Origin of the sequence: Mycolicibacterium novocastrense (assembly GCF_001570485.1) — a bacterium.
Taxonomy (GTDB): Bacteria; Actinomycetota; Actinomycetes; order Mycobacteriales; family Mycobacteriaceae; genus Mycobacterium; species Mycobacterium novocastrense.
The window spans coordinates 1-24,829 of the sequence record NZ_BCTA01000036.1 but is presented as its reverse complement, the minus strand read 5'-3'; the positions used below and the strand labels follow the sequence as shown (position 1 = coordinate 24,829).

Here is a 24,829-nt window from a genome sequence, read left to right as displayed (position 1 = left end):
TCAGTGAGCGACATTCTGGCAGTGGCCCGCGAGCAGGTGCTCGAGCGCGGCGAAGGCCTGAACCAGGACCAGACGCTGCAAGTGCTGCAGTTGCCGGATGACCGCCTCGACGACCTGCTCGCGTTGGCGCACGAGGTGCGCATGGCGTGGTGCGGTCCCGACGTGGAGGTCGAGGGCATCATCAGCCTGAAGACCGGCGGCTGCCCAGAGGATTGCCACTTCTGTTCGCAGTCAGGGCTTTTCGCCTCACCCGTGCGCAGCGCATGGTTGGACGTGCCGAGCCTGGTGGAGGCGGCCAAGCAGACCGCGAAGACCGGTGCGACCGAGTTCTGCATCGTGGCCGCGGTGCGCGGACCCGACGAGCGGCTGCTGGCACAGGTCGCCGCGGGAATCGAGGCGATCCGCAACGAGGTCGACATCCAGATCGCCTGCTCGCTGGGCATGTTGACCAAGGAGCAGGTCGAGCGGCTCTCCGAGATGGGCGTGCACCGCTACAACCACAATCTGGAGACCGCGCGGTCGTTCTTCACCAACGTCGTCACCACGCACACATGGGAAGAGCGTTGGGACACCCTGCAAATGGTCCGCGAGGCCGGCATGGAGGTCTGCTGCGGCGGCATCCTTGGCATGGGCGAAACCCTCGAACAACGCGCCGAATTCGCCGCCAATTTGGCTGAACTCGATCCGCACGAGGTACCCCTGAACTTCCTCAACCCGCGGCCGGGCACCCCGTTCGGCGACCTCGAGGTGCTGCCCGCCGCCGACGCGCTCAGGGCCGTCGCGGCCTTCCGTCTGGCGCTGCCCCGCACCATGCTGCGCTTCGCGGGTGGCCGGGAGATCACCCTCGGCGATCTCGGCGCCAAGAAGGGCATTCTCGGCGGGATCAACGCCGTCATCGTCGGTAACTACCTGACCACGCTGGGGCGGCCCGCCGAGGCCGACCTCGAGCTGCTCGACGATCTGCAGATGCCGATCAAGGCGCTCAATGCCAGTCTCTGAGGCCAGCCGGTAGAACGTACAGGTATGGCGTTCAACGTCTACACGGGCGAGCCCGACGGCACGACGGTGCCGACCGCGGCCCAGCTGGGTCTGGAGCCGCCCCGGTTCTGCGCCGAATGCGGCCGGCGGATGATCGTCCAGGTGCGCCCCGACGGCTGGTCGGCCAAGTGCTCACGGCACGGGCTGACAGATTCGAAAGATCTGGAGCTGCGATGAACGACGCTGGGGCGCCACGCTTCTCACGTGTCCGTGCGGCACTGACCGTCGCCGTGGCGCTGACGGCGACCGGCGCTGCGGTCGGCGCACTGTGGGCGTGGCTGGCGCCGCCTGTCCATGGTGTCGTCGCGTTGGCGCGTGACGGTGAGCGCGTCCGCGCGCACCTGGGCAACGAGAGCGACCATTTCTTCGTGGCGGCCTTCCTGCTCGTCGGCATGCTGTGCGTCGTCGGGGTCGTCGCCGCGGTCGCGGTGTGGCAGTGGCGGGCGCACCGCGGACCGGTGATGACGGCGGCGCTGGCGACCGGATGCATGCTGGCCGCGGGGGTGGCCGCCGGTGTGGGCGCGCTTCTGGTGCACCTGCGCTACGGGACCGTCGACGTCGCCGCCGCCCCGGTGACCCCCGAACACCGCGTGCACTACGTCACCGAGGCGCCGCCGGTCTTCTTCGGGCCCTCCCCGCTACAGGCGGCGTTGACCATCCTGTTTCCCGCCGCGGCGGCCGCGCTCGTCTACTCGTTGGCCGCGGTCTCCACCGCGCGCGACGATCTCGGTGCCTGGCCGCCGGTCGAGGTGCCGGCGTTCGTCCCACCACCGGCCACGGCGGACGTCACAGCGGAGAGCGCTCCACCTTCCGGCCCGTCATCACCTTGACCGCGATCCGGACCAGCCGCGTCATTCCGACATAGGTCATCGGGTTCAGCAGCGTCGGCCACGTGGTGCGGACCAGATGCTCCGACAGCGGCTTACCGTCGAACCGGTCGATCAGCCAACGCAGGGCCATCGGCGCTGACATCGGGTGCAGCAGCATGTGTTCGCTGAACATGTCGCGGTGATAGGTCACCGAGGCGCCGCCGCTGCGATAGATCTCGCTGAGCTCATCGATGTCGTCGACCGAAACGATCTTGTCGTGGACGGCCTGCACGATCAGCACGGGCGGGGTGGGCACCGCGGTGCCCAGCTTGATGCTGTCGAAGACGTGCTTGACCTCGGGCAGGTCGAGGATTTCATTGAGCGGCCGGTCGACCAGCTTGCCCATGTCCATGCCCGCGAATCGCAGCACCGCCTGCGCGGTGGTCATGTCCTGAATGCGCACCAGCATCGACTTGCCCGCATTGGTCGCGTGCTGCTGGATGACGCGGTCCAGCTCCGGATAGACATGGGTCAGCGCCGCCACCACCATCGCGGGCAGACCCGAGTACAGGCTGCCGTTGAGCCGCCGGTAGGCGCTCCCGAGGTCTCCGACCGGGGAGCCGAGCACCGCTCCGACGATGTTGAGCTCGGGGGCGTACTGGCTGTGCATCTCGGCCGCCCAGGCCGACGCCAGGCCGCCGCCTGAGTAGCCCCACAGCCCGATGGGCGCCGATTCGTCCAACCCGAGCCGTTCGCAGCTCACAGCCGCACGCAGGCCGTCGAGAATGCGATAGCCCGGCTCGTACGGTGTGCCCCACAGCCCGTGCGCGCCCTCGTGGTCAGGCACCGACACCGCCCACCCCTCGGCGAGCGCGGCGGCGATCAGGAGGAACTCCAGCTGGGCGAGCGCACCGGGAGCCAGCGCCCTGCGGCGCAACGCGTAGGACGGGAAGCAACGCGAGGACACCGCGTCGATGGCGCACTGGTAGGAGATCACCGGTATGACGTCGCGGTTCGCGCGTTCGGCGGGCACGATCACGGTGGTCACGGTGGCTTCTGCCGCACCGGTCATGTCGGTGGTGCGGTACAGCAGCTGCGTCGCGGTGAACTTCTGCGGGATCAGCCCGAGAAACGCCAGCTCGACATCGCGACTGCGCAGCACGGTCCCCGGTTCGGCGTGCTGAAAGCCGCTGGGCGGTTCGTAGAACGGGTCATCGGCGGGAAGCTGCGGACGGGTGCCGCGGGTCAGGTCCTCGTGGGGGACGTGCCCGATCCACTCGGCACCTGATGCTGGCGCGGCGTTGCCCAGAGACATTCGGCCATTCTTACTTAAGGAAGCCTTAAGAATCCAGTCGACTCACCCGGGCGGGCGCAGGGCGGCGAACTCGTCGGTCACGCGGTAGCGCGCCTGGGTGAACCGGTACAACGCCGCGGGGCGGCCGCCGCTGCGCCCGGACCGCGCCGTGGTGCCCGTGCGGGTGATGACGTTGCGGCGTTCGAGCACGCGTTGCAGATTGGTGGCGTCCACGTGGTGGCCGAGCGCGGCGCTGTAGATGTCCCTCAACGCCGATAGGGCGAATTCCGTTGGTGCCAAGGCAAATCCAATGTTCGTATAAGAGAGCTTGGCGACCAGCCTGGTACGTGCGTGTTCGACCATGGTGCCGTGATCGAACGCCATCGGCGGCAGGTCGCTCACCGGATGCCAGCGCGTGTCCGGCGGCAACTCCGGGGTGGCGGGGGAGGGCACCAGCCCGAGAAACGTCGACGCGATCATGCGATCACCAGGGACGCGATGCGGATCGGAGAACACCGCCAGCTGCTCGAGGTGGGCAAGCTCACGGAGGTCCACTTTCTCGGCCAGTTGACGGCGCACCGAGCTCGTCATGTCTTCGTCGTCGCCGAGACGCCCGCCGGGAAGCGACCACCTGCCGCGTTGCGGATCGAGTGCCCGCTGCCACAACAGCACATGAAGTGCTGGTTTCCCGCTGGCGACTTCCCGAACCTGGAACACGGCGGCGAGCACCTCGTGGGCGGTGCTAATATGTGCCATGTTTTCGATTGTAAGTCGAAAACTCGATTTGGACGAAGGAGGCGGCGATGACGGTTCTGGACCGGATGCCCGCGGACAACCTTTCGAGCCGCATCGTCGACGGTCCTGCCGGTTTCTCCGGGGTCGACGGTGACGAGGAGTGGGCCGCCGAAGTTCGTCGCCTTGCCGATCTGCGGGGCGCCACGCTTCTGGCGCACAACTACCAGTTGCCCGCCATCCAGGACGTCGCCGATCACGTCGGTGACTCGCTGGCGCTGTCGCGAATCGCCGCCGACGTGCCCGAGGACACGATCGTGTTCTGCGGCGTGCACTTCATGGCTGAGACGGCCAAGATCCTGTCCCCGGACAAGACGGTGCTCATCCCGGACCAGCGAGCCGGTTGTTCGCTGGCCGACTCCATCACCGCCGACGAACTGCGCGCGTGGAAGGCCGAGCACCCCGGCGCGGTCGTGGTGTCCTACGTCAACACCACCGCGGCGGTGAAGGCCGAGACCGACATCTGCTGCACGTCATCGAACGCGGTCGAGGTGGTGGCCTCGATTCCCGAGGACCGCGAGGTGCTGTTCTGCCCGGACCAGTTTCTCGGTGCGCACGTCCGGCGCGTCACGGGCCGCAAGAACCTGCACGTGTGGGCGGGCGAATGCCACGTGCACGCCGGGATCAACGGCGACGAGCTCGCCGACCAAGCCCGCTCCCACCCGGATGCCGAGCTGTTCGTTCACCCCGAATGCGGTTGTGCGACATCGGCTTTGTACCTCGCCGGTGAGGGCGCCGTTCCCGAGGACCGGGTCAAGATCCTGTCGACGGGCGGCATGCTGGACGCCGCGCGCGAGACCGGCGCGCGGCAGGTGTTGGTCGCCACCGAGGTCGGGATGCTGCACCAGTTGCGCCGTGCCGCACCGGATGTCGACTTCATGGCCGTCAACGACCGCGCGTCCTGCCGGTTCATGAAGATGATCACCCCCGCCGCGCTGCTGCGTTGCCTGGTCGAGGGCAAGGACGAAGTGCACGTCGATCCCGAGACCGCGCGGCTGGCGCGGGCCAGCGTGCAGCGCATGATCGCGATCGGCCAGCCCGGCGGCGGAGAATGACGCGCCCGGCGGGTTGCGGTGCCGGCAGGTGGGCCGGCCATTGGCAGCAGCGCGCCGACGTCGTGGTGATCGGGACCGGAGTGGCGGGCCTGGTGGCGGCCCTGGCCGCACACCGTCGTGGCCGAAAAGTCATGGTGCTCAGCAAGGCCCCCAAACTGGTGGGGACCACCGCGACGTTCTACGCCCAGGGTGGGATCGCCGTCGTGCTGCCCGACGCTCTGCGCGAGGACGGCGATTCGAACGAGGCGCACATCGCCGACACGCTCGCGGCGGGCGCGGGCCTGTGCGATCCGGACGCCGTGCGCTCGATCGTGACCGACGGCTACCGCGCGGTCGCCGAACTAGTCGAGCACGGTGCGCAGTTCGACGAGTCGACACCCGGCACATGGTCGCTGACCCGCGAAGGTGGGCATTCGCGACGCCGGATCATCCACGCCGGCGGCGACGCGACCGGCGCCGAGGTACAGCGAACCCTCAATGGCGCCGCGGCCACGCTGGACATCCGCCCCAACCATGTCGCGGTCGAGATCCTGCATGACGCAGGCGCGGTCACCGGGGTGCTGGTGCTCAACGACGACGGGTTCGGCGTGGTGCACGCGCCGTCGGTGATTCTCGCGACCGGGGGACTGGGCCACCTCTACTCGGCGACCACCAACCCCGATGGGTCGACGGCAGACGGTGTCGCGCTGGCGATGTGGGCCGGAGTTGAGGTCAGCGACATCGAGTTCATCCAGTTCCACCCCACCATGCTCTTCGACGGCCACAACGGCGGTAGGCGCCCGCTGATCACCGAGGCCGTTCGCGGCGAGGGTGCGATACTCGTTGACTCGCAAGGTCGTTCGGTCACCGACGGGGTTCACCCGATGGGCGATCTGGCGCCGCGCGATGTGGTTGCCGCGGCGATCCACGCCCGCATCGAGCAGACCGGCGCGCCCTGCGTGTTTCTCGACGCCCGGCGAATCGACAACTTCGAGGATCGATTCCCGACGGTGACCGCGGCATGCCGAGCGGCCGGAATCGATCCCACGCTGGAGGCCATCCCCGTGCTACCCGGCGCGCACTACAGCTGCGGCGGCGTGGTCACCGATGCGTACGGGCGCACCGAGCTGGCCGGCCTGTTCGCCGCGGGTGAGGTCGCGCGTACGGGCATGCACGGTGCGAACAGGCTGGCGTCGAACAGCCTACTCGAGGGTCTCGTGGTGGGGGACAGGGCCGGAAATGCCGCCGCCGCACACGCTTTGGCCGCCGGATCGGTGACGGCACGGCCGCCGGAGCCGGTGGTGCGGCGCGCGCTGCCCCGTGCCGATCTGCAGCGGGCGATGACCAAGAACGCCGGGGTGGTTCGCGACGCAGACGGTCTGCGGATTCTGGCCAAGGAACTCGACACCGCGCCGCCCCGCGTGATCGACTCGCGCGCCGATTTCGAGGACGCCGCGCTGACCACCGCTGCGGCGGCGGTCGCCGCGGCGGCGTTGACCCGCACCGAATCTCGGGGCTGCCATCATCGCCGGGACTACCCCGACGTCGACCCGCTACAGGCGCGCGTCCTGGTACCGGCGGAAGTGTGTTGCTGATGGAGTTCACCGCCGACGAGCTCACCGAGGCTCGCAGCGTCATCGCCCGTGCGCTCGAAGAAGACCTGCGGTACGGACCCGATGTCACCACGCTGGCGACAGTGCCCGCCGATGCGAGGACGACGGCGTCGATGGTGGTGCGCGAGGCCGGCGTGATCGCCGGTGTGGACATCGCGCTGCTTGCCTTCGACGAGGTGATCGGTCCCGACAACTACCTGGTCAAGCATCGTGTCGAGGACGGTGCCCGGCTCGAACCCGGTGGCCTTGTGCTCACCGTCGAGGCGCCCACGCAGGGGCTGCTGACCGCCGAGCGCACCACGCTGAACCTGGTCTGTCACCTCTCGGGCATCGCGACCGCGACAGCAGCGTGGGTCGAAGCGGTCGCCGGGAGTGCGGCGAAGATCCGCGACACCCGTAAGACGTTGCCGGGCTTGCGCTCACTGCAGAAGTACGCGGTGCGCGTCGGCGGCGGGGTCAACCACCGCATGGGGCTGGGTGATGCGGCGCTGATCAAGGACAACCACGTCGCGGCGGCCGGGTCGGTGGTGGCGGCCCTGCGCGCGGTGCGCGCATCGGCGCCGGATATCGAATGCGAGGTCGAGGTCGACTCACTCGAGCAGCTCGACGAAGTGCTGGCGGAGAACGTCGAGCTCGTGCTGCTCGACAACTTTCCCGTGTGGCAGACGCAGATCGCGGTGCAGCGCCGCGACTCTCGGTCACCTGCGACCAAGCTGGAATCCTCTGGCGGGCTGTCGCTGCAAAGCGCGGCGGAATATGCGGGAACGGGCGTCGACTATCTCGCGGTGGGTGCGCTCACGCACTCGGTGCGGGTGCTCGATATCGGGCTCGATATCTGATTCGGCCGATAGCATCGGTCGCGTGGATGAGGATTCGTCGCGACGCCTCGGATTGTTGGTCGTCGTCAGCCTGGCCGTAGCCGTCTTCGCTTTGGCGCTCGCGGGATGGACGCTGTACAGGACCAGTCCGTCGGACCCAGAATACGATTCGGCTCAGATCGCGGACGCCAAGACCAAGATCTGCAGCGCCGCCGACGTTGTCCGGAAAGGCATCACGCTCAACACGAACTTGCAGCCGGAAGGCGGTCCGCAGGACGTCACCGGGGCGCAGGCGGTGGCCGCCAATGCGCGGATCTCCTTGTACGACGGGGGTCAGTACCTGCTGGAGCGGCTCGATCCGGCGACCCCTGTGGTGCTCGCGGAGAAAGTCGAACAATTCGCGAACAATTTGATGGACATCGGCGCCAACGCTACGGCTGGAGTGGCCAATGACGATCCGGCGCAAGCGAAAAGGTTGAGCGACGCCGACGCGGAAAACAAGAGCATCACCGAGCTCTGCAAGTAGCTCACCGGCTCAGCAGCGTCCGAGCGGCGGCCTTCGCAGAGTCGAGGGCGGCGGTGTCGCCCGCGGTCCGGGCGAGTATTAGCGCACCCTCGACGAGCGCTATCAGAGCCAGCGCGGTCTGCTCGGCGTCGTCCTGCGCCCACCCGTCGGCATGCAGCCGGTCCGCGATGGCCCGGCGCCAGCCGGCGAACGCTGTCGCCGATGCTTGCCGGATCAGTGCGCTGGCGTCGACCGACTCGGTGGCGATCGGCTCGATGGGGCAGCCGTCGCGCGGGTCGGAGGTCAGTCCCGAGGCCATCAGGTCGAGCCAGCCGTCGATGAGGTCGGGCACGGGTGCCTCCGTGGCCAGCAGATCCCGCAGTCGCTGTTCGATGTCGGCGCCGACACGCTCAACCACGGCGGCCGCCAACTGCTGCTTGCCCTCGGGGAAGTGGTGGTACAGCGAGCCCGCTTTGACCTCGGCGAGCTCAAGGATCTGGTTGACGCCGGTCGCCGCGTAGCCCTGCCTGCGGAACAGTAGTGCCGCAGTGTCGATCAGAGCGGCGCGACTGCGGTCCGGGCGAGGCATGTCTTGACTTTACTAGAAAGATCGCTCAAGAATAGTTGAGCGATCACTAAAGAAGGGCGTGACCATGCAACAGCTGATGCTCGAAGACGCCGGTAAGTACGCCTGGCGTGAGGCACCCGACCCGCAACTCGCCGGTCCGGGGCAAGCGCTCGTCAGACCAATTGCGGTGGCGTGCTGTGACCTCGATGTGGCGGTGGTGCAGGGTCGGCTGCCGATGCCGCCCGGTCATGCGGTTGGGCATGAGGGGGTGGCCGAGGTGGTCGCGATCGGTGACGACGTGCGCAGCGTCGCGGTCGGCGATCGGGTTGTCGTGCCGTTCCAGATCAGCTGCGGTGAGTGCGGCGCGTGTCTGCGCGGTGTGACCGGGTCGTGTGCGACCTTGCCGCTGATGGCGACGTACGGAATGGCGCCGTTGGCGGGCCTCGACGGTGGGGGATTCATGGCCGACCTGGTGCTGGTGCCGTATGCCGACGCGATGCTCGTGCCGTTACCCGAGGGCGCGGACCCCGTCGCCGTCGCCTCGATGTCGGACAACATCCCCGACGGTTGGCGCGGTGTCGGGCCGTATCGCGACGAGCTTGCTTCGCTACCGGTGGCGGATCAACGGGTGCTGGTCGTGGGACGGCTGTCGATCGGCCTGTACGCGGCGGCGACGGCGGTCGCGGCGGGTGTGCACGTGGACTACGTCGACACCGATCCGCACCGGCTTGCGGTGGCCGAGAAGCTGGGCGCGGTCGTGCAGGACCGCGCTAAGCCCGACAAGACCGCCGAACCGTATCCGGTGACGGTGCACACGTCGGCGGACCCGGCGCTGTTGGCGGCGACGCTGCGGGCGACCTGGCCGGATGGTGTGTGCACCGACACCGGCATCTACTACCAGGGCGCGGTGGAGATGCCGCTGCTGTCGATGTACACGCGCGGCGCGCGTTTCGTCACGGGGCGTGTCAATGCCCGCGCGGTGCTACCGGAGGTATTGGAACTGCTTGCCGGACAGGATCTTTCGGCTGCTGTTGAACGTGTGGCCCCGTGGAAGGAGGCGCCGGAGGTGTGGCCGAGAATGACGGGGAAGACGGTGTTCAGCCGGTTGTAACTCAGGCGATGTCGGCGACGAAGACGCCCATCTTCTTGGCTTGGAGGCGGGCCATGAAAGGTAGGCCTTGCGCGTCGCCGCCGGCGGGCACGATGCGCGGGTTGACCAGATGCAAGTCCCGGCGGGCAAGACGCAGGTCGGCCTCGCCGGCGGCCAACACGTTCTTCACCCAGTCAGTTTTGCCGTGCCCGAGTGCGACGGCCGCGGTGTTTCCCTTGCGATAGACCGTGACGATCGTCTCGTATGGTTTTCCGGACCTGCGGCCGCGGTGTTTGATGGTCGCCATTCCCGGCATCAGTCGAGAAAACGGTCTGATCATCTTATTCAGGTACTTGACCTGCAGGTTCTCAAACCATGGCGGGAACACCATAGGCACGCCCGGGGCGTTATTCGGGTGCTCGCTGGCTCGCATGGTGCCTCCATAACCAATTTGGTCTGCTCTGGGAGAATGGACACCGTGAATGTATCGCCGGGGCCGATCGCCCGCATCGACCTGCGGGGCGCGCAGCTGTCCGCCACCCAGCTGCGGTCCGCCCTGCCGCGCGGCGGCGTGGACGTGGACACGGTGGTGCCGAAGGTCCGCCCGATCGTCGACGCGGTCGCCGCGCGCGGAGCCGAGGCGGCGCTCGAATACGGTGACTCGTTCGACGGCGTGCGACCCGCGCAGGTCCGCGTACCCACGGCTCGCTTACAGAGCGCCCTGGCTGAACTGCCCTCAGATGTCCGCGCCGCGCTCGAGGTGGCCATCGAACGCGCCCGTGCGGTGCACGCCGACCAGCGCCGTACCGATACCACCACGACGCTCGCCCCCGGGGCCACGGTCACCGAGCGGTGGGTACCGGTCGAGCGCGTCGGGCTGTACGTGCCCGGCGGCAACGCCGTGTACCCCTCCAGCGTCGTGATGAACGTCGTGCCCGCGCAGACCGCCGGCGTCGACTCCCTGGTGATCGCCAGCCCGCCGCAGGCGCAGTTCGACGGCCTCCCGCACCCGACGATCCTGGCCGCCGCCGCACTGCTCGGCGTCGACGAGGTGTGGGCAGTCGGCGGGGCGCAATCGATCGCGCTACTGGCCTACGGCGGCACCGACACCGACGGCGCCGAACTCGCGCCCGTCGACATGATCACCGGCCCGGGCAACATCTACGTCACCGCGGCCAAGCGCATCTGCCGCTCCCAGGTGGGCATCGACGCCGAAGCCGGCCCCACCGAAATCGCGATCCTGGCCGACCACACGGCCGACCCCGTCCACGTGGCCGCCGATCTGATCAGCCAGGCCGAACACGACGAAATGGCGGCCAGCGTGCTGGTCACCCCGAGCGTCGAATTGGCCGAGGCAACCGACCGTGAGCTGGCCAACCAGCTCCAGACGACGGTGCACCGCGAGCGGGTGACCGCCGCGCTGGGTGGAAAGCAGTCCGCCACGGTACTCGTCGACGACCTCGACGCCGGTATCCGAACCGTGAACGCCTACGCGGCCGAGCACCTCGAGATCCAGACCCTCGATGCGCGCGAGGTAGCAGGTCGGATCCGTTCCGCGGGCGCGATTTTCGTCGGCCCATACGCCCCGGTCAGTCTGGGCGACTACTGCGCCGGATCCAACCACGTGCTGCCCACCGCGGGCTGTGCCCGTCACTCCAGCGGGCTGTCCGTGCAGACATTCCTGCGCGGCATCCACGTCGTCGACTACGACGAGGCCGCGCTGAAAGATGTTTCCGGCTACGTGATCACGCTTGCTCAGGCCGAAAACCTTCCCGCGCACGGCGAAGCGGTGCGGCGGAGGTTCGAAAGGTGACGCTCGGAAAGAAGGCCACGCTCGACGAGCTTCCGCTGCGGAATGATCTGCGCGGTAAATCGCCCTACGGTGCACCGCAATTGGACGTGCCCGTGAGGTTGAACACCAATGAGAACCCGCATCCGCCGACCAAAGCGCTGATCGACGACGTAACGGCGTCCGTCGCTGCGGTCGCGGGGGAGCTGCACCGGTACCCGGACCGCGATGCGGTGGCGCTGCGAACCGATCTGGCCGCTTACCTCTCGGCGCAAACCCGAACTCCACTCACTGTCGAAAACCTCTGGGCAGCAAACGGTTCCAACGAAATCCTTCAGCAGCTCCTGCAAGCCTTCGGCGGGCCCGGGCGCAGCGCAATCGGATTCGTGCCCTCGTACTCGATGCACCCGATCATCTCCGACGGCACGCAGACGCAGTGGCTGGTGGCCAACCGCGCCGACGACTTCAGCCTCGACACCGACGTGGCCGTGCACGCGATCAAGGAGCACAACCCCGACATCGTCTTCATCGCGAGCCCGAACAACCCCTCGGGGCAGAGCGTTTCGCTCGACGATCTCCGCCGCCTACTCGACGCGATGAGCGCCGGCATGATGATCGTCGACGAGGCCTACGGCGAGTTCTCGTCACAACCCAGTGCGGTGCGACTGATCGACGAGTATCCGACCCGGCTCGTGGTCACCCGCACAATGAGCAAGGCGTTCGCGTTCGCCGGCGGCCGACTCGGGTATCTGATCGCCGCACCCGCGGTGATCGACGCGATGCTTCTCGTCCGCCTGCCCTACCACCTGTCGTCGGTGACCCAAGCCGCCGCCCGCGCCGCACTACGCCACGCCGACGACACGCTCGGCAGCGTCGCCACCCTCATCGCCGAACGCAACCGGGTCACACAAGCCTTGTCGGAGATGGGTTTTCGCGTGATCGACAGCGACGCCAACTTCGTGCTGTTCGGCGAGTTCGCCGACGCCCCCGCGACCTGGCAGCGCTACCTGGACGCCGGCATCCTCGTTCGCGATGTCGGCATCCCCGGATATCTGCGCGCCACCACCGGCCTCGCCGAGGAGAACGACGCGCTGCTGGCCGCCAGCGCCCGCCTGGCCGCGACCGAACTATCCCCAGTAGGAGCACCGTGAACGAACCCCGTCGCGCGACCATCGAGCGCAAGACCAAAGAGTCCGACATCGTCGTCGAACTGAACCTCGACGGCACCGGGCAGGTGCACGTCGACACCGGTGTGCCGTTCTTCGACCACATGCTGACCGCGCTCGGCAGTCACGCGAGTTTCGACCTGACCGTGCGGGCCAAGGGCGACGTCGAGATCGAGGGCCACCACACCATCGAGGACACCGCGATCGTGCTGGGGCAGGCGCTCGGGCAGGCGCTCGGCGACAAGAAGGGCATCCGCCGCTTCGGCGACGCGTGGATCCCGATGGACGAGACGCTCGCGCACGCCGCGGTCGACGTGTCGGGCCGCGCGTACTGCGTGCACACCGGCGAACCGGATCACATGCTGCACTTCACGATCGCCGGCTCCTCGGCGCCGTACCACACCGTCGTCAACCGGCACGTGTTCGAATCCGTGGCGATGAACGCCCGCATCGCGCTGCACGTGCGCACGATCTACGGACGCGACCCCCACCACATCACCGAGGCGCAGTACAAGGCCGTCGCACGCGCGCTGCGCCAAGCCGTCGAATACGACCCTCGGGTGACCGGTGTGCCGTCGACGAAAGGCACTCTGTGACAACCAAAGTAGTCATCCTGGACTACGGTTCGGGCAACCTCCGCTCGGCTCAACGGGCATTGGAGCGCGTCGGTGCCGACGTCACGGTCACCGCCGACGCCGACGCCGCGCTGAACGCCGACGGGCTTGTGGTGCCCGGCGTCGGCGCCTTCGAGGCGTGCATGGCTGGACTGCGCAAGATCGACGGCCCCAAGCTCATCGCCGACCGGGTGGCGGCCGGCCGCCCCGTGCTCGGCGTCTGTGTCGGTATGCAGATTCTGTTCTCCCGGGGCGTGGAGTTCGGGGTCGAGACGACCGGCTGCGGCCAATGGCCCGGTGCCGTGGTGCGACTCGACGCGCCGGTGATCCCGCACATGGGCTGGAACGTGGTCGACGCCCCCGAGGGCAGCACCCTGTTCGCCGGAATGGAGGCGGACACCCGCTTTTATTTCGTGCACTCGTACGCCGCCCAGCAGTGGGAGGGCGATCCGGCCGCGAAACTGACATGGGCCACACACCATGTGCCGTTCCTCGCCGCCGTCGAGGACGGACCACTGTCGGCCACGCAGTTCCACCCGGAGAAGAGCGGCGATGCCGGTGCCGCATTACTCGCCAACTGGGTGAAGGCATTAGGTTGACCACCGATGAGCGCTCGCGCGAAGAGGAGACCACCACAGTGCCGGAACGACTGATTCTTCTTCCCGCCGTCGATGTGGTCGAGGGCCGGGCTGTGCGCCTGGTGCAGGGCCAGGCAGGCAGCGAGACCGAATACGGCTCTGCGCTGGAGGCCGCGCTGACGTGGCAACGCGACGGCGCGGAGTGGATCCACCTCGTCGACCTCGACGCCGCGTTCGGCCGGGGCAGCAACCGAGAACTGCTGGCCGAGGTGGTCGGCAAGCTCGACGTGGCGGTCGAGCTGTCCGGCGGCATCCGTGACGACCAGTCGCTGTCGGCGGCGCTCGCCACCGGCTGTGCTCGGGTGAACCTCGGCACCGCAGCACTGGAGAACCCGCAGTGGTGCGCCAAGGTCGTCGCCGAACACGGCGAGAAGGTGGCCGTCGGCCTGGACGTGAAGATCGTCGACGGAGACCATCGCCTCCGCGGCCGCGGATGGGAGACCGACGGCGGAGACCTCTGGGAGGTCCTGGAACGGCTTGACGGAGAAGGCTGTTCGCGCTTCGTCGTGACCGACGTCACCAAGGACGGCACGCTCAACGGACCCAACCTCGAACTGCTGTCGAAGGTGACCGACCGAACGGACGCGCCGGTGATTGCGTCCGGCGGTGTGTCCAGCCTCGACGACCTGCGGGCGATCGCCACGCTGACCGATAGTGGCGTCGAAGGGGCGATCGTCGGAAAAGCGTTGTACGCCGGTCGATTCACCCTGCCTGAGGCCCTGGCCGCGGTGGAGCGGTAATGGCCCTGGACGCGGCCGACCTCGACGCCCTGGTCGCCGAGGCCGCGCAGATCCTCGACGACGCGGCGGTCCCATTCGTCGACGGCCACCGCGCGGACTCAGCGGTGCAGAAGAAGGGCGACGACTTCGCCACCGAGGTGGACCTGGCCATCGAACGTCAGGTCGTCGAGGCATTGACCGCCAGAACCGGAATCGAGGTGCATGGCGAGGAATTCGGCGGCGCGGATCTCAAGTCGCCGCTGGTGTGGGTTCTCGATCCGATCGACGGCACCTTCAACTACGCCGCCGGTTCGCCGATGGCGGCGATCCTGCTGGGCCTGGTGCGTGATGGCGAGCCGGTGGCCGGACTGACCTGGGTGCCCTTCACCAAGGAGCGCTTCACCGCCGTGGTCGGAGGGCCTCTGCGCTACAACGGCGTCGAGTCGCCCACGCTGGACCGGGCAGCGCTGTCCGACTCGATGGTCGGGGTCAGCACATTCAGCGTCGATTCCCGCGGCAAAGTGCCGGGACGTTACCGGCTCGCGGTCATCGAGAGCCTCAGCCGCAAGTGCTCACGCATGCGCATGCACGGGGCCACCGGTATCGACCTGGCCTATACGGCGGCCGCAATCCTCGGTGGCGCAATCAGTTTCGGTGGCCATGTGTGGGACCACGCCGCGGGCGTGGCGTTGATCCGCGCCGTGGGTGGTGTCGTGACCGACCTCGCGGGCAACGAGTGGACGGTGGATTGCCCCTCGGCCCTCGCCGGCGCTCCCGGCGTGCACGACGAACTGCTCGATCTGCTTCGCTCGGTCGGCGATCCCAAGGACTTCTGATGGACGGCAAGGATCTGGCCGTGCGGGTCATCCCGTGCCTGGATGTCGACGACGGCCGGGTGGTCAAGGGCGTCAACTTCGCAAACCTGCGTGACGCAGGCGATCCCGTCGAACTGGCCGCGGCCTACGACGCCGAGGGCGCCGACGAACTGACGTTCCTCGACGTGACGGCGTCTTCCTCGGGGCGGGCGACCATGCTCGAAGTGGTGAAACGCACCGCTGAGCAGGTGTTCATCCCGTTGACGGTCGGCGGCGGGGTGCGCTCGGTGGCCGACGTGGACGTGCTGCTGCGGGCGGGGGCGGACAAGGTCGCGGTCAACACCGCGGCGATCGCCCGTCCAGAACTCCTCGCCGAATTGTCGCGGCAGTTCGGATCGCAGTGCATCGTGTTGTCGGTCGACGCCCGCACGGTGCCGCAGGATCAGGAGCCGACGCCCTCGGGGTGGGAGGTCACCACCCACGGCGGGCGTCGGGGGACCGGCTTCGACGCCGTCGAATGGGCAACGCGGGGCGCCGAACTCGGTGTGGGCGAGATCCTGCTGAACTCGATGGACTTCGACGGCACCAAGGCCGGTTTCGATCTGCCGATGATCGAGGCGGTTCGCGGTGCCGTGAACGTGCCGGTGATCGCCAGTGGCGGTGCGGGGGCGCCCGAGCATTTCGCACCGGCCATCGCCTCGGGCGCCGATGCGGTGCTGGCGGCCAGCGTGTTCCATTTCCGAGAGCTCACCATCGCGCAGGTGAAAGCGGCGATGGCGGCCGAAGGGATAACCGTTCGATGACGCTCGATGCAGACATCGCGTCGCGACTCAAGCGCGACGCCAACGGGTTGATCACCGCCGTCGTACAGGAGCGCGGCACCGGGCAGGTTCTGATGGTGGCGTGGATGGACGACCTCGCGCTGGCCCGCACGCTGGAAACCCGCCGCGCGACCTACTATTCGCGGTCGCGCCAACAGCATTGGATCAAGGGCGAGACGTCGGGCAACACCCAATACGTCCACTCGGTGCGGCTCGACTGCGACGGCGACACGGTGCTGCTGGAGGTCGATCAGGTTGGCGGCGCCTGTCACACGGGCGATCACAGTTGCTTCGATGCGGACCTGTTGATGGGGCCCGCGTGACCGAAGCAGATCGTGCCGTCGCCGTCGAACTAGAGGGATCAGGCATCGAGCCGCCCGTCGACCCGCGTGTCCGCCGGGCGTTCTGGTGGCTGGAGCGCTTCGCGCCCGGCATCGGGTCGCGGTGGGCAGTCGAACTGTGGTGCACCCCGCCGGTCATGGAGTCGAACCTGCGCATGCCCCCCGGCGTCAGGCCAGGCGAGCCGATCGAAGCGCGCTGGAATGGCCACCGAGTCGTGGGTGAATCGTGGGGCGAGGGGCCCCCGGTGTATCTGGTGCACGGCTGGGGCGGGCGGCGCCCGCATCTGGGCACGTTCGTCAAACCCCTCATCGAATCCGGTCACCGGGTGATCGCGTTCGACTTGCCGAGCCACAACGAGTCCGAAGCGGGCGCACTCAAGCCCGGGCGCACGACGGCCATCGAATGCGCACACGCGGTCGGGGCCATGATCCGCGAACATGGGCCGGCCCGCGCGGTGGTCGCCCACTCTCTCGGCGCGAACGCAACGACGTTCGCGATCGCCTATGGCGCGAAAGTCGAGCGGCTGGTGTACCTCGCGCCGATGGGCGAATTCCCGCTCTACCTAGACTATTTCGCCAGACGCCACGGCTTCGGCCCCCGTATCCGCGCCGGACTGCAACGTGGCCTCGAACGCCGCATCGAGATGCCGCTGTACGAAACCAACATGACGGTCGTCAGCGCCCGCACCGGTTACCCGCCGCTGCTGCTCATCCATGATCCGGATGACCCGGACACGCCCTATGAAACCAGCCAGCGCGTCGTCGCATCTTGGCCGGGCGCGCGGTTGATGACCACCAAGGGCCTCGGCCGGCTGGCGCATTACCGGATTCTTCGGCATCGCCCGGCGATCCGCGCGGGCGTCGAGTTCATCGGTCCCGCAACACCCTAGGCGCAGGCGACGAACACCCCACGGCCGACTAAGCCGACTGGCGCTGACGCAGCACCTCGAGAGCCTTGTCGGCGTGGCTGTCCATGCTGATCTCCGATGCGATCACAGCCAGGATCGTGCGGTCGGTGTCGATCACGAAGGTGGTCCTCTTGACCGGCATGAACTTGCCGAGCAGGCCCCGCTTCACGCCGAACTGCGTTGCGACGGCACCGTCGGCGTCAGACAGCAGCGGATAGTCGAACCGCTCCTTGTCGGCGAACTTCGCCTGCTTGTCGACCGCATCGGTGCTGATTCCGACACGGCTGGCACCGACCGCGGCGAACTCCGCCGCCAGATCCCGGAAGTGGCAGGCCTCCTTGGTGCACCCCGGCGTCATCGCAGCGGGATAGAAGAACAGCACGATCGGGCCGTCCGCGAGCAACTCACTGAGGCTGCGCATCGTGCCCGTCTGGTCCGGCAATTCGAACTCGGCAACTCGGTCATCCTCTTTCATGGAGGTCACGCTACGCCGCGGAACGGATCGGGCCACCGTCCCGCGCGATCATCCAGGCCGACGTTTGGGCTGGTGTCGGGCAGTCGAATCGACCATTGCGTCGGTTTCGAGCGCCGACGCACGACGCGGATCCGCGTCGGCTCACGCCCTCGTCGTCGTCCGCACCGGGGCGCGTCTGGGACACTTGACGCGTGCAGACCACGGCCGACCTCGCGACCACCACCTCGCGGGAGGACTTCCGCGCGTTGGCTGCCGAGCATCGCGTGGTGCCGGTGACCCGTAAGGTCCTCGCCGACAGCGAGACCCCGCTGTCGGCGTACCGCAAACTGGCCGCTAATCGGCCCGGGACGTTCCTGCTGGAATCGGCGGAGAACGGCCGTTCATGGTCGCGCTGGTCGTTCATCGGCGCCGGTGCTCCGTCGGCGCTCACCGTCCGTGACGGTCAGGCCGTGTGGCTGGGCACGACGCCGCAGGACGCGCCGCAGGGCGGCGACCCGCTGCAGGCGCTGCGCGCCACGCTGGAACTCCTCAAGACCGAGCCGCTGCCGGGCTTGCCGCCGCTGTCGAGCGGGCTCGTCGGGTTCTTCGCCTACGACATGGTGCGGCGCCTGGAGAAGCTTCCCTCGCTCGCCGTCGACGATCTCGGCCTTCCGGACATGCTGCTGCTGTTGGCCACCGACATCGCGGCGGTCGACCACCATGAGGGCACGATCACGCTGATCGCCAACGCGGTCAACTGGAACGGCACCGACGAGCGGGTGGACTGGGCCTACGACGACGCGGTGGCCCGCCTCGACGTGATGACGGCCGCACTCGGTGAGCACCTGCCGTCGGCGGTCGCGACATTCAGCCGACCCGAGCCGTTGCACCGCGCTCAACGCACGCTCGAGGAGTACGAGGCCATCGTCGAGAAACTGGTGCGCGACATCGAAGCCGGCGAGGCGTTCCAGGTGGTGCCCTCGCAACGATTCGAGATGGAGACCGACGCCGATCCGCTGGACGTGTACCGGATGCTGCGCGTGACCAACCCAAGTCCGTACATGTATCTGCTCAACGTGCCGAATGCCGCAGGCGGACCGGACTTCTCGGTCGTCGGCTCCAGCCCGGAGGCACTGGTGACCGTCAAGGACGGACGCGCGACCACCCACCCGATCGCGGGTACGCGGTGGCGCGGCGCGACCGAGGAAGAGGACCTGCTGCTCGAAAAGGAGCTACAGGCCGACGAGAAGGAGCGCGCCGAGCATCTGATGCTCGTCGATCTGGGCCGCAACGACCTCGGCCGGGTCTGCCGGCCCGGCACCGTACGCGTCGAGGACTACAGCCACATCGAGCGCTACAGCCACGTCATGCACCTGGTGTCGACGGTGACGGGACTGCTGGCCGACGGCAAGACCGCACTGGACGCGGTGACCGCCTGTTTCCCGGCGGGCACGCTCTCCGGCGCCCCGAAGGTCCGGGCGATGGAGCTGATCGAGGAGGTCGAGAAGACGCGTCGCGGCCTGTACGGCGGTGTGCTGGGCTATCTCGACTTCGCGGGCAACGCCGACTTCGCGATCGCGATCCGCACCGCGTTGATGCGCGACGGCACCGCCTACGTGCAGGCGGGCGGTGGCGTCGTCGCAGATTCCAACGGGCCATACGAGTACACCGAGGCGGCCAACAAGGCTCGCGCGGTGCTCAACGCCATTGCTGCCGCCGAGACGCTGACCGAGCCATGATCAGGGTCGCCCAGCTCGGTCTCGTGCTCGCGGCGGCGGGGCTGTGGGTGGCGTCGCGGATGACCTGGGTCGAGGTGACCTCGTTCGACGGCCTCGGGGAGCCGAAGACGGTCGCCCTGTCCGGAGGCACCTGGTCGACCGCTCTGATCCCGCTCGCGGTCCTGCTGCTGGCGACGGCCGTCGCGGCCTTGGCGGTGCGTGGATGGCCGCTTCGGCTGCTGGCTCTGCTGGTCGCCGCCGCCAGCGCCGGAACCGCCTACCTGGCCATCAGCCTGTGGGTTGTCAAGGACGTGGCCGTCCGCGCCTCGCACATCGCGGAGGCGCCCGTGGCGGACCTGCTCGGGACACAGCGGCACTACGTGGGTGCGGTGATCACCGTGGTCGCCGCGGCGGTGGCGCTGGCCTGCGCGATGCTGTTGATGCGGTCTGCGGCAAGTGAGCGCTCCAGTGCGGCCCGGTATTCGCGACGCACCGTCGCACCGGCCGACGAACCCGCAGGCGAGATGTCCGAACGCGCGATCTGGGACGCCCTCGACGCGGGTTCCGATCCGACGCAGGATGCGACGAATCCGGACAACAAGGGTCGGTGATCGGCGGTGTTGTGGTGGCGGCTACCCTTCGTGGTTGAAGATCGTTCGGTGTTTCCGGGGGAAGGGAAGCGGCACTCATGAGTTCGGCGACGGTACTCGACTCGATCATCGAGGGAGTCCGAGCCGACGTCGCCGCCCGCGAAGCCGTCATCCCGCTCGCCGATATCAAAGCCAAAGCGAAGGACGCGCCGCCCCCGCTGGACGTGATGGCCGCGCTGCGCGCGCCGGGAATCGCGGTGATCGCCGAGGTGAAGCGTGCGAGCCCCTCCCGCGGCGAGCTGGCCCCCATCGGGGACCCCGCCGAACTCGCGAGCGCCTACGAAAGTGGTGGTGCGCGGATCATCAGCGTGCTCACCGAACAGCGTCGCTTCAACGGGTCACTCGAAGATCTGGACGCGGTACGCGCCGCGGTGTCAATCCCGGTGTTGCGCAAAGACTTCATCGTCCGGCCGTACCAGATCCACGAGGCCCGCGCCCACGGTGCGGACATGTTGTTGCTCATCGTCGCGGCGTTGGAGCAGCCGGTGCTGGAGTCATTGCTCGAGCGCACCGAGTCGCTGGGTATGACGGCTCTCGTCGAGGTGCACACCGAGGAGGAGGCCGACCGCGCGCTGTCGGCCGGCGCCGCGGTAATCGGCGTGAACGCACGCGATCTCAAGACGTTGAAAGTCGACCGGGATTGCTTCGCGCGGATCGCCCCTGGGCTGCCGACCGACGTCATCCGCGTCGCGGAGTCGGGGGTTCGCGGGACCGCCGATCTGCTGGCGTACGCCGGTGCGGGTGCCGACGCGGTACTCGTCGGCGAGGGACTGGTCACCAGCGGTGACCCCCGCAGCGCCGTCGCCGATCTGGTCACCGCAGGCACGCACCCGTCGTGCCCGAAACCCGCGCGTTGAGAAGTGGCCGATCTCGCCGGGCCTGAGTTGCCCCGTTCCAGCGCGGCCGTAGCCGAACCCACCGCCCACGACCCGGATGCGCGTGGCCACTTCGGCGTGTACGGCGGGCGATTCGTCGCCGAAGCGTTGATGGCCGTCATCGAGGAGGTCACCACGGCCTACGAGAAGGCACGTGGCGATCAGACCTTCCTCGACGAGTTGGATCGGCTGCAGCGGCACTACAGCGGACGGCCTTCGCCGTTGTACGAAGCCGAGCGGTTGTCCGAGCATGCCGGCGGCGCACGGATCTTCCTGAAGCGAGAAGACCTCAACCACACCGGATCCCACAAGATCAACAATGTCCTCGGCCAGGCCCTGCTGGCCAGGCAGATGGGCAAGACCCGGGTGATCGCCGAGACCGGCGCGGGGCAGCACGGTGTGGCGACCGCGACAGCGTGCGCGCTGCTCGGTCTCGAGTGCGTCATCTACATGGGTGCCGTCGACACGGCGCGACAGGCGTTGAACGTCGCGCGGATGCGTCTTCTGGGAGCGACGGTGGTGTCGGTCGAGGCGGGCTCGAAGACGTTGAAGGATGCGATCAACGAAGCGTTCCGCGACTGGGTCACCAACGCCGACAACACCTATTACTGCTTCGGTACGGCCGCCGGGCCCCACCCGTTTCCCACGATGGTGCGCGACTTCCAGCGGGTGATCGGACTGGAGGCGCGCGCCCAGATCCAGGCGCAGGCCGGCCGGCTGCCCGATGCGGTGACGGCCTGTGTCGGCGGCGGGTCGAACGCGATCGGGATCTTCCACGCGTTCATCGACGATCCCAACGTGCGGCTGGTGGGTTATGAGGCCGCCGGCGACGGCGTCGAAACCGGTCGGCACGCAGCGACTTTCACCGGGGGATCACCGGGTGCATTCCAGGGCTCCTTCTCGTACCTGTTGCAGGACGAGGATGGCCAGACCATCGAATCACATTCCATTTCAGCGGGTTTGGACTATCCAGGGGTCGGGCCGGAGCACGCGTTCCTCAAGGACACCGGCCGTGCTGAGTATCGGCCCATCACCGACACCGAGGCGATGGACGCGTTCTCGTTGCTCTGTCGCACGGAGGGAATCATCCCCGCGATCGAGTCCGCGCACGGTCTTGCGGGTGCTTTGCAGTTGGGTCGGGAACTCGGACCCGGGGCGATCGTGTTGGTGAATCTGTCGGGTCGTGGGGACAAGGACGTCGAGACAGCGGCGAAGTGGTTCGGCCTGCTGGACGGTGCGCCGTGAGCCGGCTGGCACCGCTGTTCGACACCTGCCGAAGCGAGGGACGCAGCGCCCTGATCGGCTATCTGCCGACCGGTTTTCCCGATGTGCCCGGGTCGATCTCGGCGATGACGACACTGGTCGAAAACGGTTGCGACCTCGTGGAGGTCGGCATCGCGTACTCCGATCCCGGTATGGACGGTCCGACGATCGCGGCGGCCACCGAGGCCGCGTTGCGCGGGGGAGTGCGAGTGCGGGACTCGCTGGCCGCGGTCGAGGCGATCACCAATGCCGGCGGTCGAGCCGTGGTGATGACGTACTGGAACGTGGTGCTGCGGTGGGGCATCGACGCATTTGCCCGCGATCTGGCGTCGGCCGGCGGTCTCGGGATGATCACCCCGGATCTGATCCCCGACGAAGCCGACGAATGGCTCGCCGCCTCGGAGACTCACGATTTGGACCGGATCTTCCTGGTCGCACCATCGTCGACACCGGAACGGCTCACGATGACGGTGCAGGCTTCGCGCGGATTCGTCTACGCGGCTTCGACGATGGGCGTGACCGGTGCGCGTGATGCGGTGTCGACGGCCGCCCCTGAACTGGTTCGCCGGGTGAAGGCCGTTTCGGACATCCCTGTGGGCGTGGGCCTGGGGGTGCGGTCGGGAGCGCAGGCAGCCGAGATCGGCGCTTACGCCGACGGGGTGATCGTGGGGTCGGCGTTGGTGTCGGCGTTGCAGTACGGCGTCGACGCGGTGGGAGCATTGACGGCTGAGCTTGCGGATGGAGTCAGGCGAAGGGTTACTGCGTGACGACGACTGTCTTGGCCGCCATCCCCAGCCCGGCTCAGGGCGTCTGGCATCTCGGTCCCGTACCGATCCGGGCGTACGCGGTCTGCATCATCGTCGGCATCGTGGCGGCGCTGATCATCGGTGACCGGCGCTGGGAGGCACGCGGGGGAGAACGCGGAGTCATCTACGACATCGCCTTGTGGGCCGTGCCATTCGGGTTGATCGGCGGCCGGCTGTACCACGTGGCGACCGACTGGTGGCGTTACTTCGGGGACAACGGCGCCGGGTTGGCCGGCGTGATCCGAATCTGGGACGGTGGTCTCGGGATCTGGGGGGCCGTCGCCTTCGGCGCCGTCGGCGCGTGGATCGCGTGCCGGCGCAGGGGAATTCCACTGCCCGCGTTCGCGGACGCGGTCGCGCCGGGAGTCATTCTGGCGCAAGGGATCGGCCGCCTCGGCAACTACTTCAACCAGGAGCTTTGGGGCGCCGAAACGACGTTGCCCTGGGCGCTGAAGATCTATGAGCGCCGCGATTCAGCCGGCATGATCGACAATCTCAACGGAGTGTCGACCGGCGAAGTGGTTCACCTCGTCCATCCCACGTTCCTGTACGAACTGCTCTGGAACCTGCTGGTTTTCGCGGTTCTCATCTACGTCGACCGGCGTTTCAAATTCGGCCACGGCCGCCTGTTCGCGTTGTATGTTGCGGGCTATTGCGTCGGCCGGTTCTGGATCGAGCTGTTGAGGGTCGACGATGCGACGTTGATCGAAGGCGTCCGGATCAACTCCTTCACGGCGACGTTCGTGTTCATCGGTGCAGTCGTATACATCATGGTCGCGCCGAAGGGCCGCGAAGATCCGGCCTCCCTCAGGGGTAAGGCCGAGCCGGAACGGCCGACCGTCGAGGACCTCACCGAAGAGTTGGCCGCGGTGGCGTCGACGACAGGTGTGTTCGCCGCTGCCAAGGCCGCCGCCGACGAAGAGTCGGAGACGGTGAAAGCCGAATCGCTCACCGCGGACGTACCGGAGGGCGAGGAGATCCCGGTCGAGGAAGTGTCGGGGGACGACCTCGGCGCGGACGTGGCAGGTGTGCCGGCGGACGACTTGGAAGAGGCCGAGGAGTTCGCAGCCGAGGGCGACGAGGGGTCGGCCACAGAGATCGAGGCGGTGGCGGAGGCCGAGGCCCTCGCTGAAGAGGTGGACGAGGCGCCTGCCGAGGAGATTCTTGAGGCGGAGGAGTTCGCGGAGGCCAGACGGGCGTCCGACGCCGACGGTGTCGGTGCGGTCGAAGGTGAAGAAGCCAGCGACGCGTTGGCCGACGCAGCCGAGGCACACGAAGCTGCGGTCGAGGCCGAGGAAGCAGCCGAGGAGCTGGCGGACGAGGCGGCCGCGCAGACGGCTGCGACGCCACCAACGAAGGCGCGACGCAGGCTGCGGTTCTGGCCGAAGCGCGGGCGGAAGGACGTCGACGCCGCGGAGGAGCCCTTTGGAGGCGCGGACGTAAGCGGTGCGGCGGTCCCCGAGGCCGGTGAAGCGGCCGACGTCGGTGGTGTGGGTGCGGTCGAGGGCGAAGAGGCCAGCGACGCGCTCGCGGATGCCGCTGAGGCACACGAAGCTGCGGTTGAGGGCGAGGCTGCTGCCGAGGAGTTGGCCGATGAAGCTGAAGCCGATGAGGTAGAGGCGGAGGCGGTCGCGGAGGCCGAAGCCCTAGCTGACGAGGTGGACGAGGCGCCTGCCGAGGAGATTCTTGAG

28 protein-coding genes are annotated in these 24,829 nt (G+C 68.1%); 23 read left to right on the top strand and 5 right to left on the bottom strand.

The features are described from left to right. Positions 1 to 3 precede the first annotated feature (3 nt). The 3 genes from bioB to RMCN_RS13125 are packed head-to-tail and all read left to right on the top strand — an operon-like array spanning position 4 to position 1,868. The gene (bioB, locus tag RMCN_RS13135) at positions 4 to 999 is read left to right on the top strand and encodes a biotin synthase BioB (RefSeq protein ID WP_064346184.1); all 996 of its coding nucleotides are present in this window, start codon (positions 4 to 6) and stop codon (positions 997 to 999) included. A gap of 24 nt (positions 1,000 to 1,023) precedes the next feature. After that, positions 1,024 to 1,215: a biotin synthase auxiliary protein BsaP gene (gene bsaP / locus RMCN_RS13130; RefSeq protein WP_064346185.1), complete on the top strand. Its 192-nt coding sequence runs from the start codon at positions 1,024 to 1,026 to the stop codon at positions 1,213 to 1,215. Next, entirely contained in the window at positions 1,212 to 1,868 is a 657-nt protein-coding gene (locus RMCN_RS13125) for a DUF2567 domain-containing protein (RefSeq protein ID WP_067389809.1), read from the top strand. Before bsaP ends, RMCN_RS13125 begins: the two co-directional genes overlap by 4 nt. Here RMCN_RS13125 and RMCN_RS13120 read toward each other — a convergent pair. Both RMCN_RS13120 and RMCN_RS13115 read right to left on the bottom strand, forming a co-directional pair. Continuing rightward, complete coding sequence (locus RMCN_RS13120) at positions 1,825 to 3,162, bottom strand: lipase family protein (RefSeq protein WP_067389806.1); 1,338 nt, start codon at positions 3,160 to 3,162, stop codon at positions 1,825 to 1,827. The genes RMCN_RS13125 and RMCN_RS13120 overlap by 44 nt on opposite strands. Positions 3,163 to 3,204: 42 nt before the next feature. After that, positions 3,205 to 3,897: an NUDIX hydrolase gene (locus RMCN_RS13115; protein ID WP_064416219.1), complete on the bottom strand. Its 693-nt coding sequence runs from the start codon at positions 3,895 to 3,897 to the stop codon at positions 3,205 to 3,207. A gap of 47 nt (positions 3,898 to 3,944) precedes the next feature. Between RMCN_RS13115 and nadA the strand changes: the two genes are divergently transcribed. From nadA to RMCN_RS13095, 4 genes are read left to right on the top strand one after another with little or no spacing between them, the layout of a single operon-like run. Beyond that, the gene (gene nadA, locus RMCN_RS13110) at positions 3,945 to 4,988 is read left to right on the top strand and encodes a quinolinate synthase NadA (RefSeq protein ID WP_067389803.1); all 1,044 of its coding nucleotides are present in this window, start codon (positions 3,945 to 3,947) and stop codon (positions 4,986 to 4,988) included. Beyond that, entirely contained in the window at positions 4,985 to 6,562 is a 1,578-nt protein-coding gene (locus tag RMCN_RS13105) for an L-aspartate oxidase (protein WP_067389799.1), read from the top strand. The genes nadA and RMCN_RS13105 overlap by 4 nt, the downstream gene beginning before the upstream one ends. Next, positions 6,562 to 7,419 carry a carboxylating nicotinate-nucleotide diphosphorylase gene (nadC, locus tag RMCN_RS13100; protein ID WP_067389797.1) on the top strand — a complete coding sequence of 286 codons (858 nt, stop codon included), beginning with the start codon at positions 6,562 to 6,564 and terminating at the stop codon, positions 7,417 to 7,419. Before RMCN_RS13105 ends, nadC begins: the two co-directional genes overlap by 1 nt. 22 nt (positions 7,420 to 7,441) lie before the next feature. Then, positions 7,442 to 7,924, top strand: coding sequence for a hypothetical protein (locus tag RMCN_RS13095; RefSeq protein ID WP_234787655.1), 483 nt, complete (start codon positions 7,442 to 7,444; stop codon positions 7,922 to 7,924). 1 nt (position 7,925) lies between these two features. Here the strand turns inward: RMCN_RS13095 and RMCN_RS13090 are convergent, their stop codons facing one another. Continuing rightward, positions 7,926 to 8,492 carry a TetR/AcrR family transcriptional regulator gene (locus tag RMCN_RS13090; protein WP_067389794.1) on the bottom strand — a complete coding sequence of 189 codons (567 nt, stop codon included), beginning with the start codon at positions 8,490 to 8,492 and terminating at the stop codon, positions 7,926 to 7,928. Positions 8,493 to 8,556: 64 nt separating this feature from the next. On the opposite strand from RMCN_RS13090, the gene RMCN_RS13085 reads away from it, so the two are divergent. Next, positions 8,557 to 9,582, top strand: coding sequence for a zinc-dependent alcohol dehydrogenase (locus RMCN_RS13085; protein ID WP_067391068.1), 1,026 nt, complete (start codon positions 8,557 to 8,559; stop codon positions 9,580 to 9,582). A gap of 1 nt (position 9,583) precedes the next feature. Here the strand turns inward: RMCN_RS13085 and RMCN_RS13080 are convergent, their stop codons facing one another. Then, on the bottom strand, positions 9,584 to 9,994 hold the full coding sequence (locus tag RMCN_RS13080; protein WP_067389791.1) for a nitroreductase family deazaflavin-dependent oxidoreductase: 411 nt from the start codon (positions 9,992 to 9,994) through the stop codon (positions 9,584 to 9,586). Between the two features lie 36 nt (positions 9,995 to 10,030). Between RMCN_RS13080 and hisD the strand changes: the two genes are divergently transcribed. The 9 genes from hisD to RMCN_RS13035 are packed head-to-tail and all read left to right on the top strand — an operon-like array spanning position 10,031 to position 17,354. After that, positions 10,031 to 11,374, top strand: a complete 1,344-nt coding sequence (gene hisD, locus RMCN_RS13075) for a histidinol dehydrogenase (RefSeq protein WP_201028835.1) — start codon at positions 10,031 to 10,033, stop codon at positions 11,372 to 11,374. Then, positions 11,371 to 12,501 (top strand): histidinol-phosphate transaminase, encoded by a 1,131-nt coding sequence (locus RMCN_RS13070; RefSeq protein WP_067389787.1) that lies wholly within the window; start codon positions 11,371 to 11,373, stop codon positions 12,499 to 12,501. The genes hisD and RMCN_RS13070 overlap by 4 nt, the downstream gene beginning before the upstream one ends. After that, positions 12,498 to 13,112, top strand: coding sequence for an imidazoleglycerol-phosphate dehydratase HisB (gene hisB, locus RMCN_RS13065; protein WP_064419785.1), 615 nt, complete (start codon positions 12,498 to 12,500; stop codon positions 13,110 to 13,112). Before RMCN_RS13070 ends, hisB begins: the two co-directional genes overlap by 4 nt. Continuing rightward, positions 13,109 to 13,729 carry an imidazole glycerol phosphate synthase subunit HisH gene (gene hisH, locus RMCN_RS13060; RefSeq protein WP_067389783.1) on the top strand — a complete coding sequence of 207 codons (621 nt, stop codon included), beginning with the start codon at positions 13,109 to 13,111 and terminating at the stop codon, positions 13,727 to 13,729. Before hisB ends, hisH begins: the two co-directional genes overlap by 4 nt. After that, positions 13,726 to 14,508, top strand: coding sequence for a bifunctional 1-(5-phosphoribosyl)-5-((5-phosphoribosylamino)methylideneamino)imidazole-4-carboxamide isomerase/phosphoribosylanthranilate isomerase PriA (gene priA, locus RMCN_RS13055; RefSeq protein WP_276019088.1), 783 nt, complete (start codon positions 13,726 to 13,728; stop codon positions 14,506 to 14,508). Before hisH ends, priA begins: the two co-directional genes overlap by 4 nt. Continuing rightward, on the top strand, positions 14,508 to 15,323 hold the full coding sequence (locus RMCN_RS13050; RefSeq protein WP_067389780.1) for an inositol monophosphatase family protein: 816 nt from the start codon (positions 14,508 to 14,510) through the stop codon (positions 15,321 to 15,323). The genes priA and RMCN_RS13050 overlap by 1 nt, the downstream gene beginning before the upstream one ends. Further along, a complete protein-coding gene (gene hisF, locus RMCN_RS13045; protein WP_067389777.1) occupies positions 15,323 to 16,105 on the top strand; it encodes an imidazole glycerol phosphate synthase subunit HisF in 783 nt (260 codons plus the stop codon). The genes RMCN_RS13050 and hisF overlap by 1 nt, the downstream gene beginning before the upstream one ends. Continuing rightward, complete coding sequence (hisI, locus tag RMCN_RS13040; RefSeq protein WP_064406212.1) at positions 16,102 to 16,446, top strand: phosphoribosyl-AMP cyclohydrolase; 345 nt, start codon at positions 16,102 to 16,104, stop codon at positions 16,444 to 16,446. The genes hisF and hisI overlap by 4 nt, the downstream gene beginning before the upstream one ends. Next, positions 16,443 to 17,354, top strand: a complete 912-nt coding sequence (locus tag RMCN_RS13035; RefSeq protein ID WP_067389773.1) for an alpha/beta fold hydrolase — start codon at positions 16,443 to 16,445, stop codon at positions 17,352 to 17,354. Before hisI ends, RMCN_RS13035 begins: the two co-directional genes overlap by 4 nt. Positions 17,355 to 17,382: 28 nt before the next feature. Here RMCN_RS13035 and RMCN_RS13030 read toward each other — a convergent pair whose 3' ends face one another. After that, positions 17,383 to 17,847 (bottom strand): peroxiredoxin, encoded by a 465-nt coding sequence (locus tag RMCN_RS13030; protein WP_067389770.1) that lies wholly within the window; start codon positions 17,845 to 17,847, stop codon positions 17,383 to 17,385. Positions 17,848 to 18,038: 191 nt separating this feature from the next. Here RMCN_RS13030 and RMCN_RS13025 point away from each other — a divergent pair, with 191 nt between their 5' ends. From RMCN_RS13025 to lgt, 6 genes are all read left to right on the top strand, one after another. After that, on the top strand, positions 18,039 to 19,565 hold the full coding sequence (locus tag RMCN_RS13025) for an anthranilate synthase component I (protein ID WP_067389767.1): 1,527 nt from the start codon (positions 18,039 to 18,041) through the stop codon (positions 19,563 to 19,565). Next, positions 19,562 to 20,155, top strand: a complete 594-nt coding sequence (locus RMCN_RS13020; protein WP_067389765.1) for a TIGR02234 family membrane protein — start codon at positions 19,562 to 19,564, stop codon at positions 20,153 to 20,155. The genes RMCN_RS13025 and RMCN_RS13020 overlap by 4 nt, the downstream gene beginning before the upstream one ends. A 77-nt stretch (positions 20,156 to 20,232) precedes the next feature. Beyond that, positions 20,233 to 21,051 (top strand): indole-3-glycerol phosphate synthase TrpC, encoded by an 819-nt coding sequence (trpC, locus tag RMCN_RS13015; RefSeq protein WP_064416203.1) that lies wholly within the window; start codon positions 20,233 to 20,235, stop codon positions 21,049 to 21,051. A gap of 3 nt (positions 21,052 to 21,054) precedes the next feature. Continuing rightward, the gene (trpB, locus tag RMCN_RS13010) at positions 21,055 to 22,314 is read left to right on the top strand and encodes a tryptophan synthase subunit beta (RefSeq protein ID WP_067389762.1); all 1,260 of its coding nucleotides are present in this window, start codon (positions 21,055 to 21,057) and stop codon (positions 22,312 to 22,314) included. Beyond that, complete coding sequence (gene trpA / locus RMCN_RS13005) at positions 22,311 to 23,099, top strand: tryptophan synthase subunit alpha (RefSeq protein WP_067389759.1); 789 nt, start codon at positions 22,311 to 22,313, stop codon at positions 23,097 to 23,099. Before trpB ends, trpA begins: the two co-directional genes overlap by 4 nt. Continuing rightward, positions 23,096 to 24,829: prolipoprotein diacylglyceryl transferase (gene lgt, locus RMCN_RS13000; RefSeq protein ID WP_067389756.1), on the top strand; the 1,734-nt coding region annotated here is incomplete at its 3' end. The genes trpA and lgt, both read left to right, overlap by 4 nt.